This is a genomic window from Pseudoalteromonas sp. CST2 (assembly GCF_028599385.1).
In the GTDB taxonomy this organism is placed as follows: domain Bacteria; phylum Pseudomonadota; class Gammaproteobacteria; order Enterobacterales; family Alteromonadaceae; genus Pseudoalteromonas; species Pseudoalteromonas atlantica.
On sequence record NZ_JAQREO010000003.1, the window covers coordinates 249,995 to 268,329 of the forward strand.

At 39.7% G+C, this 18,335-nt stretch carries 18 protein-coding genes; 4 read left to right on the plus strand and 14 right to left on the minus strand.

All coding sequences use genetic code 11. The annotated features are described in order from the left end of the window. Positions 1 to 26: 26 nt before the first annotated feature. The 11 genes from PSH41_RS05950 to PSH41_RS06000 form a co-directional block, all read right to left on the minus strand. Positions 27 to 764 carry a DUF1365 domain-containing protein gene (locus PSH41_RS05950; RefSeq protein ID WP_054981923.1) on the minus strand — a complete coding sequence of 246 codons (738 nt, stop codon included), beginning with the start codon at positions 762 to 764 and terminating at the stop codon, positions 27 to 29. Further along, a complete protein-coding gene (locus PSH41_RS05955; RefSeq protein ID WP_273588491.1) occupies positions 757 to 2,013 on the minus strand; it encodes an NAD(P)/FAD-dependent oxidoreductase in 1,257 nt (418 codons plus the stop codon). The genes PSH41_RS05950 and PSH41_RS05955 overlap by 8 nt, the downstream gene beginning before the upstream one ends. Beyond that, entirely contained in the window at positions 2,010 to 2,720 is a 711-nt protein-coding gene (locus PSH41_RS05960) for an SDR family NAD(P)-dependent oxidoreductase (protein WP_248531905.1), read from the minus strand. Before PSH41_RS05960 ends, PSH41_RS05955 begins: the two co-directional genes overlap by 4 nt. Positions 2,721 to 2,722: 2 nt before the next feature. Continuing rightward, positions 2,723 to 3,151, minus strand: coding sequence for a nuclear transport factor 2 family protein (locus tag PSH41_RS05965; RefSeq protein WP_096042973.1), 429 nt, complete (start codon positions 3,149 to 3,151; stop codon positions 2,723 to 2,725). Between the two features lies 1 nt (position 3,152). After that, a complete protein-coding gene (gene phrB / locus PSH41_RS05970) occupies positions 3,153 to 4,544 on the minus strand; it encodes a deoxyribodipyrimidine photo-lyase (RefSeq protein ID WP_273588490.1) in 1,392 nt (463 codons plus the stop codon). Then, the gene (locus PSH41_RS05975) at positions 4,544 to 5,497 is read right to left on the minus strand and encodes a YbgA family protein (protein ID WP_273588489.1); all 954 of its coding nucleotides are present in this window, start codon (positions 5,495 to 5,497) and stop codon (positions 4,544 to 4,546) included. Before PSH41_RS05975 ends, phrB begins: the two co-directional genes overlap by 1 nt. An 8-nt stretch (positions 5,498 to 5,505) precedes the next feature. Next, a complete protein-coding gene (locus tag PSH41_RS05980) occupies positions 5,506 to 6,186 on the minus strand; it encodes a ChrR family anti-sigma-E factor (RefSeq protein WP_054981919.1) in 681 nt (226 codons plus the stop codon). Further along, positions 6,179 to 6,802 (minus strand): sigma-70 family RNA polymerase sigma factor, encoded by a 624-nt coding sequence (locus PSH41_RS05985; RefSeq protein WP_004586416.1) that lies wholly within the window; start codon positions 6,800 to 6,802, stop codon positions 6,179 to 6,181. The genes PSH41_RS05980 and PSH41_RS05985 overlap by 8 nt, the downstream gene beginning before the upstream one ends. 69 nt (positions 6,803 to 6,871) lie before the next feature. Beyond that, complete coding sequence (locus PSH41_RS05990; protein ID WP_004586417.1) at positions 6,872 to 7,453, minus strand: LON peptidase substrate-binding domain-containing protein; 582 nt, start codon at positions 7,451 to 7,453, stop codon at positions 6,872 to 6,874. Positions 7,454 to 7,676: 223 nt separating this feature from the next. Then, entirely contained in the window at positions 7,677 to 7,955 is a 279-nt protein-coding gene (locus PSH41_RS05995; RefSeq protein WP_273588488.1) for a hypothetical protein, read from the minus strand. A gap of 225 nt (positions 7,956 to 8,180) precedes the next feature. Beyond that, positions 8,181 to 8,540: a hypothetical protein gene (locus PSH41_RS06000; RefSeq protein ID WP_273588487.1), complete on the minus strand. Its 360-nt coding sequence runs from the start codon at positions 8,538 to 8,540 to the stop codon at positions 8,181 to 8,183. A gap of 167 nt (positions 8,541 to 8,707) precedes the next feature. On the opposite strand from PSH41_RS06000, the gene trhA reads away from it, so the two are divergent. After that, the gene (gene trhA / locus PSH41_RS06005; protein WP_004586420.1) at positions 8,708 to 9,337 is read left to right on the plus strand and encodes a PAQR family membrane homeostasis protein TrhA; all 630 of its coding nucleotides are present in this window, start codon (positions 8,708 to 8,710) and stop codon (positions 9,335 to 9,337) included. A gap of 606 nt (positions 9,338 to 9,943) precedes the next feature. Further along, positions 9,944 to 10,843 carry an SDR family oxidoreductase gene (locus PSH41_RS06010; protein ID WP_273588486.1) on the plus strand — a complete coding sequence of 300 codons (900 nt, stop codon included), beginning with the start codon at positions 9,944 to 9,946 and terminating at the stop codon, positions 10,841 to 10,843. Between the two features lie 272 nt (positions 10,844 to 11,115). On the opposite strand, the gene PSH41_RS06015 is transcribed toward PSH41_RS06010, so the two are convergent. The 3 genes from PSH41_RS06015 to PSH41_RS06025 form a co-directional block, all read right to left on the minus strand. Next, the gene (locus tag PSH41_RS06015) at positions 11,116 to 11,667 is read right to left on the minus strand and encodes a diguanylate cyclase (protein ID WP_264389886.1); all 552 of its coding nucleotides are present in this window, start codon (positions 11,665 to 11,667) and stop codon (positions 11,116 to 11,118) included. Between the two features lie 555 nt (positions 11,668 to 12,222). Beyond that, positions 12,223 to 12,534: an MGMT family protein gene (locus PSH41_RS06020; protein WP_248450236.1), complete on the minus strand. Its 312-nt coding sequence runs from the start codon at positions 12,532 to 12,534 to the stop codon at positions 12,223 to 12,225. Continuing rightward, positions 12,524 to 13,420, minus strand: a complete 897-nt coding sequence (locus PSH41_RS06025) for a LysR family transcriptional regulator (protein ID WP_054981916.1) — start codon at positions 13,418 to 13,420, stop codon at positions 12,524 to 12,526. Before PSH41_RS06025 ends, PSH41_RS06020 begins: the two co-directional genes overlap by 11 nt. Positions 13,421 to 13,543: 123 nt before the next feature. Between PSH41_RS06025 and PSH41_RS06030 the strand changes: the two genes are divergently transcribed. Together PSH41_RS06030 and PSH41_RS06035 are read left to right on the plus strand one after the other, a co-directional pair. Further along, positions 13,544 to 14,626 carry an efflux RND transporter periplasmic adaptor subunit gene (locus PSH41_RS06030; protein WP_024031767.1) on the plus strand — a complete coding sequence of 361 codons (1,083 nt, stop codon included), beginning with the start codon at positions 13,544 to 13,546 and terminating at the stop codon, positions 14,624 to 14,626. A gap of 2 nt (positions 14,627 to 14,628) precedes the next feature. Continuing rightward, positions 14,629 to 17,709: an efflux RND transporter permease subunit gene (locus tag PSH41_RS06035; RefSeq protein WP_064387226.1), complete on the plus strand. Its 3,081-nt coding sequence runs from the start codon at positions 14,629 to 14,631 to the stop codon at positions 17,707 to 17,709. Positions 17,710 to 18,335 lie beyond the last annotated feature (626 nt).

Consider the following 18,335-nt stretch of genomic DNA (forward strand, 5'->3'; position numbering starts at 1 on the left):
CCCGCAACTAAGCTTGTTTAACTATACTAAGGTTTTCCTGAATGACCTAAAAAAGGAACCCTTTTAATAAACAACTTAAGTGCTTGCACATAAATACCTTTGAAAATAGACAAAGTCATCGCAGGAAATTTTTTTAATAATTTATTAACTTCTTGCTTCGTTAACTGACTTCGCTTTAATCGTAAAGACGCGTCGAATAACAACTCATCCCCACGTTTATTTTCTATATGAATTAATGTGTTATCGGCTGTATGTTGTACTTGCCAATGGTAGTCCATATCTAAATTCATAAAGGGTGATACGGAGAAAGCCTTCTTAAAGTTCACTTTTTTTTGTAAGGGCACCAAATAATAATGGCGTTCATTCCACGGCGTATTGCTTACCTCAGCCACCATATATTTAAAGTTATCGGTGCTATTACCGTAAAAGTAAAAATTTACAGGGCTGAAATAAATGCCCATACACCTAAGTTGGCCAAGCATATAAATATGCGAAAACGTCTCTTTAACGCCTAGTTTTTCTATTTGGCACTGTGCACGTTCAATAATACTTAATGGCTCTGAGTTTGGCAGTGTGTTTAAATAATCGGCTTGATTAAAACGCAGTGCTTTAAACCCAAAAGTACCTAACATAGGGTGAATGTTATTAAGCAATAACGGATTTTTTAAATCTACCCACATCATATAAAGCGGGTATTTAAACTGATGGTTTTTTACCGCAAAGCGCCGATGCCTTACATCGCCTAAGTATACAGCGCTATTCAAATTCAACACCGAATTGCTTAGCCACATCTACCCCACTGCGAACACCATCTTCATGAAAACCGTTATACCAATAAGCACCACAAAAATAGCTATTATTTTGGCCATCAACAGTGTGCTTGAGTTTTTGTGCGGCAATGGATGCTTCGTTAAAAACAGGGTGATGATAAGTAAACTCACGTAATATATTTGCTTTGTTAATCCCTTCTAAGTGATTAAGGGTTACACAAAATTGTGTATCTGAGTCAATACCTTGCAGTATATTCATTTGGTATGTAACAACCGCTGCTTTGTCGGTGTTTTCGTTTAGTAAGTAATTCCAACTAGCCCAGGCGGCTTTTCTATCTGGCAGTAAACTGGTATCTGTATGCAGTACTACCGAGTTTTCGGTATAAGGGATTGCACCTAATACAGCCTGTTCTTGCTCAGTCGCATCACCAAGTAATGCAAGGGCTTGATCTGAGTGACACGCAAATACCACTTTATCAAATTCAGCTTGTTCGCCATTTTCAAGAGTAATAATTACTTTATTATCTACACGCGTAACCGTCTCAATGTCGGTATTTAGTTTTATCCGCTCTGCAAAACCTTTAATAAGCGGCTTAATGTATTGCTTAGACCCACCAGGGATTACATACCACTGCGGCCTGTTTGTAACATCAAGTAAGCCATGGTTGTAAAAAAAGTTTACAAAAAACTCAACCCCTACATTTTGCATCTCTTTGATGCTGGTTGACCAAATTGCCGCCCCCATAGGTAAAATGTAATGGTATTTAAAAAAGTCATTAAAGCCGTGCGTATCTAATAACTGACCCAGTGTTTGATCTTTAGGGTAGTTTTGCTCGCTGTGCATTGCTTTACATAATTTATTAAACTTAACTATATCGCTTAACAAGCGCCAAAACTTAGGCCTAAATATATTTCTTTTTTGAGCGAATAAGCTGGCAAAGGTGTGTCCGTTGTACTCAAAACCACTTGCTTGATTATGAACACTAAAGCTCATTTGTGTTTCTTGTCTGTCTACGCCAATGCGCGCGAGTAGTTTTTCAAAGTACGGGTAAGTGCGGTCATTAAATACGATAAAGCCCGTGTCTATTGCGCGTTTAACCCCAGCATCCGATATCTCTACTGTCGCGGTATGACCACCAATGTAATCATTTTTTTCAAATACAGTAATATCGTAATGCTTATGCAGTAAATGAGCACAGGTTAAACCCGATACGCCAGAACCTATTATTGCTATTTTTTTCAACGGGCTAATCCTTTTGCTAAACGTAACCAAAGTGGTAACGGTAAAATACGTAATGCTTTTAAAATAAGCGTAAACCGATAAGGAAAATGAACTTCTTTACGGCGTTTATTGATCCCCTTAATCATATAATCGGCGGCCTCTGATGCAGTGACGGCCATAGGCATTGGGAAATCGTTTTTATCAGTAAGGGGGGTTTTAACAAAACCAGGGTGCACTAACGTAACATCAACATCGTTTAAGTCGATTGCTAAGCTTTTCGCTAAATAGCTTACCCCGGCTTTAGATGCGCCATAAGCCTCAGAGCGTGGCAGAGGTAAATACGTAACGCTTGAGCTAACAAGCACAAGTTGTCCGCCCGCACTAATTTTTGGTAATAGTGCCTCTAGGCAGTAGCCCATTGCCAGCAGGTTTACTGAAATAACTCGCTCAAACAAAGCGCTGTCAAAGTTACGGGCATCATCTACATACTCACAGTTACCAGCGTTAAGAATAACCTTATCAAAAGCACTAAAGCCAAGGGTTGCTTGCTTTATGTCTTTGAGGTCTGTGGCATCAAACTGACACGTTTTAATATTGGTGTGTTTTTCAAGCTCAGCTAACTTTTCAAGGTTTCTACCGCAAGCAATTACCGTGTTGCCTTGCTGTGCGTACTTTATTGCAAGCTGCTCGCCAATACCTGAGGTTGCACCTGTAATTAAAATATTCATCGCTACCCTGCTCGTTTATCTATGTAATTTATAACGCCACCTAAAATAGGAATATGCTTGTATAGCATTTCTCCGACATTAAAATAGTCGCGGTGGTTAATAATTTTACCTTCTTTAAAAACCAGCTTACTGTGCCCTTCTACCGATATAGTTTTGCCAGAAGCCAGTTTTGGGTGGGCGTAATGCATAGTCCAATACAAAAATGCTTTGTCATCACACTCGTAGGTGTCACTAATATCAAACTGACAATGCTTAACATTACTATATAGATTAGAAAAATATCGGGTAAGCTCGCTTAGCCCGTGTATTTCGTGCATTGGGTCTTTAAATTTAATTTGCTCGCTGTAAATATCATTAAGCAAATGCAGGTTTGATTTATCGAGTTGTTGATATATTTCTACAAATTTTGCTACCGGTAATGCTGTTTCCATATCACCCCTTAAATGCAGCTATTGCACGCTCGCGAGCTGCTTTATGATCTACGATTGCCGGCCAGTAACATTGCTTATCAGCCCCTATTGACGCTAAATATGCATGAGGAAAATGAATATGTTTATCTGGCACTTTTTCAAGCTCTGGTAAATATTTACGTATAAATTTACCATTAGGATCAAAGCGCTCACTTTGAGTGATAGGGTTAAATACGCGAAAATAAGGCTGCGCGTCACAGCCAGTGCTGGCAGCCCACTGCCAACCGCCATTATTGGAGGCTAAATCGCCATCAATAAGGTGCTGCATAAAAAACTGCTCGCCTTCACGCCAATCAATTAATAAATGTTTAGTCAAAAAGCTGGCAACTACCATCCTTAAACGGTTATGCATCCAGCCGGTTTGAACTAACTGTCTCATCGCTGCATCAACGAGTGGGTAACCTGTTTTTCCTTCGCACCAGGCCTTAAACTCAGCCTCGTTTTTACGCCATTTAACGCCATTGTACTTTTCGTTAAAGTTATCACCACGAGAGAGCTTAGGAAATTGCGCAATTAAATGACGATAAAATTCGCGCCAAATAAGCTCGTTTACCCAAGTAAAAGTTTTACTTTTAGATGTTGTTAAAATATCTGGGTAGCGGTTTTGAATATTAACCAGTAACTGCTTAGGGCTTATAATACCCAGAGCTAGATAAGGGCTTAAACCCGATGTGCCTTTAATGCTGGGTATATCACGCTGTTCGTCGTAGCTACTTAATTTGTCGCAAATAAAATTATCAACAATGGTTGCTAAGCTTTCATCATCAACTGGCCATTTTTCTGAGCTGCCATCACTTTTAATGGCCTGTGCGTTGCTATTTATCAGCTGTTTTTTTAAAGGCCACGGTAATAAGCTAAAGTGAGTATCTTGGTGTTGTTTAAGCCACTGTTTTTTAAATGGCGTAAACACTTTGTACATTTCGTTACTTTGGTTTTTAACACTGCCTACAGGCGCTATTACATCTCCCTCATAGAGGGTAAACGTAATATTTTTATCATCACACTTTGCAAGTATTTGCGCATCACGATTTACTTCATTTAACTCATACTCTTTATTAGCAATTACATGTTCTACTTGATGTTTATCACAAAATGATAAAAGCGCACTTTCACAATCGTCAAAGTAAGGGGCGTCAAAAATATGCAGCTCTATTGCGTACTGTGCTAGCTGCTCGCGTATATAATTGAGGCGTCTTTTTAGTAAATCTATTTGAATGGGAGCGGCGTTGTGTTGTTGCCATTGCTTTTCGCAGATAAAAAAAATGGCCTGTTTAGCGCCATTATTTAGCGCTTCAATAAGCGCTTCGTTAGAAAAAAGGCGCAAATCGCGCCTAAACCAAAAAAGTGTATTCATTATATGCCGTAACGTAATTTTAGTTCATTAGGGTAAGGATTAAAAAACACCTGCTTTTCTAGGTATTCATTAGGGTGTACTTTCAGATGGTGTTTTAACAAAGTAAGCGGTACGTACAAAGGCACTAAACCTTGACGGTATTCGTCGATGGCATCGCGTAGCTCTTGCTTTTCAACCTTAGATAAGTCTTTTTTAAAGTAGCCCTGCAAGTGCATTAACGTGTTGCAGTTATTCCTGCGTGATGCAGGCTTTTTAAGGCCGTTCATTAACCCAAGAATGTACTCATCTGCTAAAGTGTTAATATCATCACCATTATAAGTACCAAGTAAATTACCTAAGTCGCGGTAAGCTTGATAATTATGAGCCATTAATAAGTACTTATATTGTGAATGAAACTGGGTAAGCTTATGCACTGTTAGCGGCTCAGAAGCTAATAACTGCCACTGTTTGTAAGCGTACACGCGCATTACAAAGTTTTCGCGTAAATGCATGTCGTTTAAGCGGCCGTTTTCTTCACATGGCAGTAATGGATTGTGCTTCATTATTTGCTCAGCAAAAAAACCAACGCCTTCGGAGGTATTGCCGGTGCCCGCTTCGTTATAAATTTTAATTCTTTCCATACCGCAGCTTGGGCTTTTCGCACAAAAAACAAAACCACTTAGGTTTTTAGCTTGCTCTGTGGCTACTTTTTTACCGTATTCAGTTAGCTTAGGCCCAACATCGCCAGTGCCATCTGGGCGACATACTTTTATTGTATCGCCTACGCGTACTTGGCGTATGGTTGGCCTAGGAATAGGTAACCCTACGGCTACCTCTGGGCAAAAACGCGTGTACTCTACATGTTTTCCAAGTTCATCCATACAAAAGTTAGACTTTTTATGGCCTGTATCAAAACGTACTTTTTCGCCTGCTAAGCAGGCGCTAATACCTATTTTTATTGTGTCTGTTTGCATAAATTCTCTTAATAAATCAAGTTACCTATAGGATTAAGTAACTTACTGAGCCCTTTATTAAAATGTAGCGCACTACTGACTACTGTAAAGCATAAACAGCCATCTTTTGTAAGTGGGGTGTGCTGATGAGAGCCATCTTGCCAAATAAAGTCTCCTGGCACGTAACTGCCCTCTTCATCACTAAACTCACCATCAAGTAGCAAGGTTACTTCAAAACCAGTATGAGTATGCTCGGGGATTTCGCCCCCTGCGCCAATATGTAAAAGGCTTGAGCGCAATGGGCCATCATCAATAGCAACGCGAGAGCGAGCAAGCTTACCCACTTGCGTAAAACGCCCATGCGAAATGCGTGTTAAGGCGCGTGGTAATTCGTAGTTATGCTCGTTAACTTGTACGGTTACCGGCTCAACTTCGTAAACTTCATCAATGCTAGCATCGGCGGTTATCAAATCTAGCAGGTCGGCGTCAAAATCTGGTGCTTGTAAGTCGTTACTTAAATTTAATGCATCAGGGGCGTGAGGCGTCTCGCTAAATACATCCTTTGCATTAGCGGCTTCAAGTTTTGCCACTTTTGCTTGGCAAACTGGGCACATATCAACGTGTATAGATACCGCAACGCTTAACGATGCAGGTAACTGCGCTGAACAATATTGTGCTAGTAAAGATTCACTAGGGTGATGTTTAATCATGCTGATCTCCCATTTCATTACGTAATTTTTGCAAGGCTAAACGCAATCGTGATTTTACCGTGCCTACAGGAATATTTAATTGTTGAGCAAGTTGCTCTTGCGACATATCTTGGAAATAAACACCTCTGACTACCTCTCGCTGTGCGGTTGGTAGTTTGTCTAGGTAACGTTTAATTTGTTGATCTTCCAAGTGGTCGCTAAATTCAAGTGTTGTATCTTGAGATTCGTTAATAAGTGGCCAAATATCTTCGCTTATATTTTCTTCTTTATTACTTTTCATTTTACGAAGCATATCAAATGAGGCATTACGCATTACGGTATATACCCAAGTCGTCGCAGCCCCTTTATCGCTGTGATACAAATGCGCTTTACGCCACACTGAGGTTAGTGTTTCTTGTACAAGCTCCATTGCTTGTGCCTCAGAGCCAAATTGCTTAATTCCAAAGCGTTTGATTTTTGGCGAAAAGTATTCAAATAAGTAAGCAAACGCTCTTTTGTCTCGCGAAGTAGCTACATCAAGCAGAGCTTGCATAAGCTCTGCACTTGGCGTTTCTGGCATGGCAGTATATTTACCTGTATTAGGTTCACAACGTGGTGAGGGTTGTTGACTTACCATAATAATTAATCCCGTGTATGCTTTTGTAAATATCTATACGCCAAGCAATTAAACGCAGATCACATTATTTTAGGCAAATTCATTGTTGATCACAGTATGGAGGAAGTTTAGTAAGTTAGCAAAGTTACTTTCGAACGCAAGTTGCTGTTTTTTATCAATAGATATAGGTAATAGTTCAAGCCAGCGCGCAGCTACCCAGGCTAAATTATCAAACTTGGTTTGCCTATATAAACTAGAAAGCTCTTTATTGTTTAAAAATATGTCCTGCAAAGAATCAGACAAGCGTTGATTATCAGCCGAAATTTCACTGTGTGAGTCATTGTACCAATACGGCGTATTGCAATCGCTTAATAAACCATGGCGCAATTCACTTTCATCTTGGTATACGTCATTTATTTGCACGCTTTTAGCAGCGTACACATCAATGAGTAGCATATTGCTAGGGTCTTGATCAAAGTCGATAATATCGACCAAACAGCCCTGAGCGCTAATATTAAATGGCGTGTCGTGCTGGTAGGTGCACAGTACAAAACCGACATTATTTTGTAGTGCGGTTTTTACCATGTTTAAATACCTAGGCTCAAATATACGCAAACGCGTATAGCCTTCTGGTAACACAAATATTGGTAATGGGAAAATCGCACGTTTCATAAAGTCTACTTCTTTAAATTACACTGCCTTTATTTACGTGCGCTTTTACTAAGTCGATCAGCTTACTCAAATCGAATTATTTACCTATAAATTAAAAGTTGATCCAACTTCCCATACTTTTTATTACTTGTACCATATAGTAAACACTAATCATGCTTACAACAGGCGCCAACATAAGTGCAAATAATCCTAATTCGTTACTCATCGTCTTATCCTTTTACACTTATTTAGCTATAACTTGCGTAGTTACCGGCATCGTAGACTGCGTGGTAACGTCAGCTTGTTCTTGCGCTTGATTTACAAATTGCTCAAGTACTGCCTGGGCATCAAAACTAAGGCTCTGCGAAATTGATTGCTCAAGCTCTGCCGTTGCTTGATTAATATAGCTTGTTACGTTTTGCGTTATAATATCAGTTACATCTAGGTCCACTTCACTCGCATGTACTTGCGAAGAACCTAATACTAATAAACTTGCCATAGCGATTTTAATTGAATGTTTCATAATGGTATTCCTTGTTGTGTATATTGTTTAGACGCAATAACATAATCAAGGGTTGTGCCAACAGAAAAATAAAAATTAAATCATTGATATATAAAGACTATATTAAAAACCATACAGCAACGCAGCATTCAGGCTTGGTTAATTTAACTAACCTTTTTAATTTTTTGACTAACTATTAGTAAATATTTTTAGTTCACTATTTGCAGTTTAAAACAACGACTACCATTACTTTTTATTTTGTGTATCAAATTTAACTTTTTTACCTAACCGATAAGCATCAACCATACTTAGTAACCAAATGACCACCATTAAAGGAAGATATTTATATTCCCCTAGCTGTGCACATTCACCTGATGGATTACGGGCGGCTTGTAAAATGCCTGAAGCCGTCATCGGAATTTTACCTGCTAAAATTTCATTTGCGCTACATTGCGCTATAGCCAAAATATCACCTAATGTCATAAACAAAAGTAGCGTGAATACACCTGCAAAAATACAGCCTATTAAATGCTTTTTAAGCGAAAAGTGCCCTGCCCCAGGATACACAATGGCAGTAAGTAAAACGGCTTTGAGCTCTTTTTTCATGATAAACGTGCCTTAATTAATTGAGACTATACGACCACACTATACCCGATTAATTCCCTTTAAAATCAATAAAAGTACGGTAACTAATTTATAGTAACAATGCTGACATTGAAACATTGAGCGTACACCTGTACACTCAAGTTTAATTAATAAGTGGTAGGACTAGTATGACTATAGAGGCACCCTATTCTCGCAAAGAAGAAAAACTCAATGTATTAAGCCATGCACTGGGAATATTTTTTGCTGTGTTTGTAATGTGGGATTTATTTAAACAAGCCACCAGCGTAAAAGCTTATATTAGTACCGCTGTATATGGGGCTAGTTTATTTGTATTGTTTTTATCATCCACACTTTATCACGCCAGTGTACAGCCAAAATTACGCGCTTTTTATAAAAAGTGCGATCACTGCGCTATTTACGTATTAATAGCAGGTACGTACACTCCATTTTTGTTGCTATCTCTTAATGGATGGTGGTCTTGGGGGACACTGAGTTTTATTTGGGCAGTCGCGCTTGGTGGCGTTGCTTATAAAGTGCTGGTTAAAAATGGTAATAAAAAAGTCTCGCTGGCTACCTACTTACTTATGGGCTGGTTTGCCCTTGCGATTGTATACCCACTTTATTTAAATATTGATGTAAAAGCACTGTACTGGTTACTGGCCGGTGGCATTTTTTATAGCTTAGGTACATTATTTTATAGCGCTAAAAGCACTCAATTTAGCCACGCAATTTGGCACCTCTTTGTAATAGCTGGGTGTGTGTGCCACTACATTTCAATTACTAATTACGTGTATTAATACATGTAATTAGTAATTTACTGCCACGCACATAAACCGCAATAATTTGGCTACCCTTCTATATAAAAACGCGATAAAAGCGCGTTGTAGCTTAAGCGATATCACCGCCTTAATTTAAGACGCTGTTATTTACGGCTTTGACTATAAGCCTATCACTTTACCTTGCTCGCCTAGTTAACTAGCTCGATAAACAGCGTGTAACATTTTCGGTACTCTTATCCATTTTTTACCCATTTTATTCACTTACTCTTTTCCTAGTTTAAAATAAATGCATTAAAATAAGTGACATAGCATCATATTTTGAATGTAACGCTATGGCATATCTATTGCTCCTTCAATATACATGGTCAGTAAAACCTTGGCCAAGCAAATACGTTAAAGGAGATACAAAGTGGGCGCATTACAAGCTGACTCTACAATTGAGACAAGTGCTAGATTAGTAAGTTGCTACTTATACTCAATATTTTACAACCACACTCACTTTTACGTCTATTCCCGCCAAGCAAAGACATAGATAACACGCATTGATGCGTTATCTACCATTAGGCTCTTTGCGATTACATGCAGTTAATCCAACTTAAACTTTACGTTAAAGGAGACGTTGATATGCCAACTAACCAATTTACGATGCAAGACCCTAGAAGCCAATATCAAATGGGACGGACCGAAAAAGACAGTGAACAACCAGACCCAGGCCTAGATGAAATTTTAAAACCTAAAGCAGATCACGGCGAAGATACCTATGTAGGTAGCGACAGATTAAAGGGTCGCAAGGCGTTGATCACCGGGGGCGACTCGGGCATTGGCAGAGCGGTTGCCATTGCATTTGCCAGAGAAGGTGCCGATGTGGTTATTAATTACTTAGCCAGCGAAGAAGCCGATGCGAAAGAAACACTCGATATATTAAAAGCCAGCGGTAGCAAAGCTTGGGGAATTGCAGGCGATATCTCTGATGAGAGTTTTTGTAACGACCTTGTGGCGCAAAGCGTTGAAAACTTAGGCTCAATCGACATATTAGTGAATAATGCAGGTAAACAACAGTTTGTTGCCGAGTTAGACGATTTATCTACCGAGCAATTTTGCCAAACATATGCAACAAATGTATTTGCTATGTTTTGGATAACAAAGGCGGCGGTAAAACATATGCCACCGGGCGCTAGTATTATTAATACAACCTCTATCCAATGCTATCAACCCTCTGCTGGGCTTCTTGATTACGCATCGACTAAAGGCGCAATTACAAGCTTTACTAAAAGCTTAGCAAAAATGGTGATTGATAAAGGCATTAGGGTTAATGGGGTTGCTCCAGGGCCAATTTGGACCCCGCTTCAACAAAGTGGCGGCCAACCGGCTAAAAAATTGCCTGAATTTGGTGATAACGTACCATTAGGCAGACCAGGTCAGCCTGCTGAACTAGCACCCACCTATGTCTACTTAGCATCGCAAGAGTCAAGTTACATTACCGCTGAAATAATGGGCGTGACAGGTGGGCAGCATCTACCTTAATCATGCTGGTTCTCTTATATTAGTTAATCTTAGCTTATTGATTTGATAAAATAATAGCGGCGTATTTACGCCGCTATTATTACCTAGCCTTTTTTCAATTATACCTAAATAAGCCCCACTAAGTATTGGTGAGGCTCTGGTTAACAATACCTTAAACAGCACCTTAGCTTGGTACTAAAACCTGTGCTCATACAGCACTATTTAGCTCAGTGTGAGCAAGAGCGTGCCTATTTAGACACGCATAAATTAACTGCTTAAATAACCCAAGCAGATTAAGTGTTATCTTTTTTAGCACGTATACCGCGAATGAACTCTTCTAAATAAGGCGTAAATTCTAGCGCAAGTGCTATAAATAGTACCGTTGCCAAGTAAGTTATTGGTAAAGGAGAGGCTTTTAATTGTAGCGTAAAGTCAGGAGGAAAGCCGCCTGGAGTAAATAAAGCGGTAAATTGCTCCCAATGGCGCGCAATAATTAATACCAAAGCTAACAGGGGTATCATTTCTAAAAAACTGTGTATATGTTGCTCTACCGGCCCTACCCTTCTCTTACTTACTGCATAAGTTACATCCCACATTGCTGTAAGCTCATGCAGAAAAAACAACACAATACAAATGGCAATAATCAAACTATTAACTTCAAAAATTAAAACGAGGATTAACGGAATGCCCACTTCGGCAAACATTAATAAATGAATAAATGACTCTTTAGCACCGCTGGTTGTAGAAATATTACTACGTCGATGACAAAACCAATCAGCAATACCAGCAGCAAGCCAAACAGGGATCACAAAATACATCAAAATCAATAAAGTTGGGTCAGTCATAGTTTGTTAGTCCTTAATATTTGGTTTTAATAACCCTCATGCTTAAAACTAAATATTTACACTTCATCACCTGGATTATTCATCACTAGCGATGTGAAAAAACATACTTTTCAAATAATTTATCAGTCACTTTTAAGATGGCTTGAGGATTACTTACGTTTTTACGCTTTTACCTTTTTGCAAATGAGATACCATTTTAAACGCGCCCTTGAGCGAGCATTTGGTATGCTCAATATCTATTTACAACTAATAAGTAGTTCAAGTGCTATGCCAAATCTCGACGCTTAATTGATTTAATGCCATTTTAGCTATAGGTAGGTGTAGAGGTGTTTTTTACTTTGCCGTATATATTTTTATTGTGAAAAAATAGAAAATATATCGCTTATCATTGTAAGTTTTTCATTCACAAAGCTAGATAAGGAGGTTGTGGTAAAAGTAAAACTAGAAGCTGAATAACCCTATTTGTTGTAGATTTACGATAGCTTAAAACAAAAAAGTAAGCCGCATACTTGTAATAAAGCAGCCTTTAAAAGCTCTTTTACGATAATACGTTCATTACTGCCATCTACACTCGCGCATATTTACTTTGTCGTTTTTAAAGCTAACCCCTTCTAATAATAGCTTTTGGCGCTGCTCTTGGTATTTATCACTGCCTGCAGGAAATGATATTTTACCTTGGCTATTTACTACTCTGTGCCACGGTATAACAGAATCATCTGGCATTTGCTTTAAAAGGCGCCCTACTAAGCGTGAATTTTGCGGATAACCGGCAAGCGTTGCTACTTGCCCGTAACTTGCTACAAAACCTACAGGTATATTTGCAATAATGGTGTAAATGAGGGTTTCTTTATCAATATCAGCGGTCATTAACGTACGCCTCACTGAGTACTTTAAATTGCTCCCAAATAGATCGCGCAACAGGGCCATGGTGTATTGCATCTCGCCTAAATGCACGTACTTCTATACCAAACTCATCTTCTCTGTCGTTTATCTGTATTTGCTGCAACAGCCCAGCTTCTATTTCAGGGGCGCAATAGTCTATGTTCATCATTGCCCAGCCGGCACCAGCAAGCAAAAACGACTTTAAATTGGTTACATCGTCAATCTTCATTAAGGCAGAGCCTTTTGAGTAAGAAAGCTTGTCGCTGTCTATGCTTAAGTCACTTTCAAACATGGCCAAACACGGGTAATTTTGTAGCTCATTAAAGGTCATGTACTTAGGAAACGCTTTAGTAGATGCAATAATTCCAATGTTTAATTTACCAATTGGTAGGCTTTCTAAGTGCCCTGTTGCATGAAATAAGTCAAACCAGGGGCCGATGCCTAACTCCACTTGCCCACTATTTACTTGCTCTAAAGAGACAAAGCGTTTGCCACTGGTTAAATTAAACTCTGTACGCTTAAATAGTCTAAAAGTATTACTTATGATCTCGTTATAACTGTCTTTTTGACAAATTTGCTCATAACAAATTCGATATTGTGGCTCGTTACCCAGTGCAAGCTCTTTAGCAAGCTGTGCTAGCTCATCATTTGCATGCAATAATTGTTGTGCTTCACGATGAAAAACACGCCCTTTTTCAGTTAACTGTAATCGGTACTTACTTCTATCAAGTAGTTCAAAGCCAATTTTTGCCTCTAGGTTTTTAATTGCTAATGTAAGCGCAGGTTGAGTTTTATGTAATTTAAGCGCCGCGCCACTTAAACTTGCACTTTGTACAATGGCATCTAAAATTTGTAATTGATTCAGCTTCATACTGCGCTCAACATGATCATAAATAAAACTTATTATGTTTCTAAAATTTAATGAATTTTATTTTATATGGTTGCGGCGTATCCTGCACTTAATTATTTTGCCCATCATTGCCACGGAGAAGACATGAAACTCTTTCGTCTATGTATACTTACTACGACTTTACTTACCTTAATGGCCTGTTCAGAGCCAGAAAAGCAAGTAAAAGAAGAGCCCATTAGGCCTGTAAAGTTATTCAATATAGGACATGATTCGCAAACAAATGTGCGCAGTTTTCCTGCTGAAGTGGTTGCTAACCAAGGCTCGTACTTAGCATTTAGAGTCAATGGTGAACTGGTAGAGTTTCCGGTATTAGCAGGTGAAGAAGTTGAAAAAGGACAACTTTTAGCAAAGCTTGACCCAGAAGACTTTCAGTTACAGTACGATGATAGAAAAGCCCGTTATGAGCTTGCTAAATCACAACTTAGCCGCATTGAACAATTACTTGAAAAAAGAATCGCGAGTCAATCAGAGTACGATGAAGCATTGGCCAATATGCAAGTGGCAGAGTCTGCCTTTAAAATTGCCGAAACCAACCTAGAATACAGCGAGCTGCGCGCCCCATTTGCAGGGACTGTAGCCAAAGTATTTGTTAAAAACTTTGAAAACATTCAAGCCAAGCAAAACATTTTACGCCTAGAGACCCGCGATTTAATGGATGTAGAAATCCAAGTTCCTGAAAAAATAATAGCGCGCATTAAAAAAGGCAGCGACTACCACCCTACCGTTGTGTTTGACGGTTATGATAATAAAGAGTACACCCTTGATTTAAAAGAGTGGGATACGCAGGCCGATCCTACTACGCTCACCTACAAAGTTGTTTTTTCGCTGCCAGTACCTAAAGACTTTAACCTACTTGCAGGGATGACGGGCCGTGTATTTATCGATTTATCAAAAGTAACCAGCTCGCAAGTGGCTTACACTATTTTACCGGTAGAGTCGGTTTTTTCTGAAGCTAAAGAAAGCGTGTCGGATAACGCCTATGTGTGGATATATAACCCAGAAACCGGCGTTGTTAATAAACAAGCCGTTAAAGTGGGCCAAGTACACCGCGACGGCATTGAAGTGCTAAGCGGTATTAAAGAAGGCCAAATTGTCGTCTCCGCTGGCGTACACTCATTAGATGAGGGCATGAAAGTACGTCCATGGAATAAAGAGCGAGGCTTATAATTATGAGCTTTGCGCAACTCTCCATAGAGAAAAAAGTAATTAGCTGGATGTTTGCACTACTGCTGTTAATTGGCGGGAGTGTGTCGTACTTTGATTTAGGCCAACTAGAAGACCCAGAGTTTACGCTTAAAACCGCCATGGTTATTACTATGTATCCGGGCGCATCGCCACAACAAGTAGAGGAAGAAGTCACCTTTCCTATCGAAAATGCGATTCAGCAACTCCCCTACGTAGATTATGTGACCTCTATTTCATCAAATGGTAAGTCGCAAATATCGGTAGAAATGAAAAGCACCTACCGAAAAGAGCAGCTGCGCCAAATTTGGGATGAAATGCGCCGCAAAATTAACGATTTAGCGCCTTCACTCCCAAGTGGCGTTTACCCAAGCACCATTTTAGATGACTTTGGTGATGTATACGGCGTTATGTATGCGGTAACCGGCGATGGCTACTCTTATGATGAACTTAAAGATTACACCGATTACTTAAAGCGTGAACTCGTACTGGTTAAAGGTGTGAGTAAAGTGACCATTGCTGGTGAGCAACAGCCTCAAGTAATGGTTGAAGTGTCTACCCGTAAATTAGCGCAGCTTGGTATTGCCCCAAGCCATATTTTTGGTTTACTGCAATCGCAAAATACAGTCTCTAACGCAGGTAAAATTAGAGTGGGCGATGAGTCTATACGCTTTCACCCAACCGGCGAATTTAAAGATGTTAAAGAGCTCGAAACCCTACTTATATCAAAACCCGGTGCTAGCGAGCTTATTTACTTAGGTGATGTAGCCAAAGTATTTAGAGAATACGCAGAAGTACCCAGCAATGTTATTCGCTACAACTCAGAACAAGCGCTTTTAATTGGTGTTTCGTTTATGAATAGCGTGAACGTAGTAGATGTAGGTAAACGTATTGACGAGCACTTAGCAGAGCTTGAGTACCAGCGCCCACATGGCATTCATGTAGAATCGGTGTATAACCAACCTAAAGAAGTAGAAAAATCGGTAGATGGCTTTATTGTCAGCCTAGTAGAGGCGATTGCCATTGTAATCGTGGTACTGCTTATATTTATGGGCTTAAAAAGTGGTATTTTAATTGGCGGTATTTTATTACTCACCGTTTTAGGCACCTTTATATTTATGAAGTTGTTCGCCATAGACCTGCAACGTATTTCTCTGGGTGCGCTTATTATTGCCCTTGGTATGCTGGTAGATAACGCCATAGTAGTAACCGAAGGCATATTAATAAATTTAAAGCGTGGCCAAACTAAGTTAAAAGCTGCAGTTAATATTGTAGAACAAACTAAATGGCCGCTACTAGGCGCTACAGTTATTGGTATTACTGCGTTTGCCCCTATTGGCCTAAGCTCTGATGCGACCGGTGAATTTGCGGGTAGCTTATTTTGGGTCTTGTTTATATCGCTTTTACTAAGCTGGATCACCGCCATTACGCTTACGCCATTTTTTGCAAATTTAATGTTTAAACAAGATGAATTTAAAAAAGCTAAAAATGCTGAGGGCGAAGAGGAAAATGACGACCCATACCAAGGCTTTATTTTTACCGGCTATAAAGCACTTTTAGATGTGTCTATGCATTATCGTAAAACCACGCTTGTGCTTATGGTCGTGCTCCTTTGCTCGGCTGTGGTTGGTTTTGGTGCGGTTAAACAATCGTTTTTCCCAGCCTCTAACACCCCTATGTTTTATGTAGATTACTGGCAGCAACAAGGCTCCGACATAAGAGCAACGCTAGAGGGAATTAAAAAGCTTGAAAACTACCTTCAAAAAGAAGAGCTAGTTGAAGAAATAACCAGTACTACAGGCCAAGGTGCTCCACGCTTTATGCTTACTTATGCACCGCAAAAGTCGTACTCGTCATACGGGCAGCTCATTATTAGAGTAAAAAACCGCGAGGCGGTGGCTGTAGTAATGCAAAAAGTGCGTGAATACTCGCAAAATACACCGCTTTCAGCTGAGCTTAAAATTAAGCCCATGGAAATTGGCCCCTCAACCGATGCTAAAATTGAAGCACGCTTTACAGGCCCCGATCCGGTAATACTTAGACGATTAGCCGCCCAGGCTGAAGAAGTGATCGCACAAGACGACGGCGCTTATAATATTCGTGATGATTGGCGCGCACGTACTAAAATGATTCGCCCACAATTTAACGAACAAAAAGCGCGCCGCTTAGGTATTAGTAAGTCAGACCTTGATGATGTACTGCTTACTAGCCTTTCAGGCAAGCAAGTGGGTGTATACCGCGATGGTACACAACTACTGCCAATTATTGCTCGCTCACCGGCAAATGAGCGCCTAAATGTAGAAAGCGTTCACGATTTACAAATATACAGCCCAGTACTGGGTGTATTTGTGCCAGTAACACAAGTGGTTGACGAATTTGTGGTTGAATGGGAAGACAGCCTAATTATGCGCCGCGACCGAAAGCGCACAATAACGGTAATGGCCGATCACAACGTATTAGGCGATGAAACTGCCGCTAAGTTATTTGCACGCGTGCGCGGACCCGTAGAAGCAATAGAGCTACCGCGTGGCTATAAATTAGAATGGGGCGGCGAGTATGAGTCGTCATCGGATGCACAAGCCGCTATATTTGGTTCATTACCACTGGGTTATTTAGCGATGTTTGCGGTAACCGTACTGCTGTTCAATTCACTTAAACAGCCTTTAGTTATTTGGGCTACAGTGCCACTTGCCATTATTGGTGTGAGTGCGGGCATGTTAATAATGAATGCGCCATTTAGCTTTATGGCACTACTTGGATTACTAAGTTTGAGCGGGATGCTGATTAAAAACGGCATAGTGTTGGTCGATCAAATAAATCTTGAGCTTCGCGATGGTAAATCGCCTTATCAAGCTGTGTTTGAATCTGGCGTTAGCCGTGTACGCCCTGTAGCCATGGCGGCTATTACCACCATTTTAGGTATGATCCCGCTGTTGTTTGACGTGTTCTTCCAGTCAATGGCAGTAACTATTATGTTTGGTTTAGGTTTTGCAACCATACTCACGCTTATTGTAGTGCCTGTGCTTTATACTGTTGTATTTAGAATAGACTACGAGCCTAGAAAGTAATTTAAAAGCCTTACAGGACGTTTAAAACGCAACTTACCTCACAGTAGCTGCGTTTTTTATTATTTAAACCGAAGTTAAAGATGGACATAATAAACTAGGTTGTATTTGTATTCTCTTTGGCTGTTTTCGCTTTATAACCGACGAAAATGGCAATGTAGATTTAAACAACTACCGTTTCACGGGCGGTATTACACTGGTAATAACAGGCATGTTTGACGGTACTTACGATTTAATTAAACGACTGCGCTCTAAAAACAGCGTATCTGCATTAGCCATTTATTTAGGGCTTTATTTACTTTATATTGGCGTTGTGTTTTATAAGTAACCCCTCAAATGACAGCAAAACAACTTTTTAGAATAATAATTACCGCTAGTTTACTATTCCCACCCCTATTTTTTATTGCTTGGGATGAAAATCTCGATCCCCCCTTTATTGCCAATACCGCTTATGATTTTTTAACACATAAGTTATTCCCTGTTTTATCAGTGGTGCTTAGCTTTGCGGCAGGTATGTACGGATATAAAAAGTACAACGCATGCATAACGTTTAAATCAAATTTTAAAGACTATGTAGGGCCTGTTTATCTTTCGAGGTTAAATTTGCAGCAGTGTGTTTGGCATTTAGG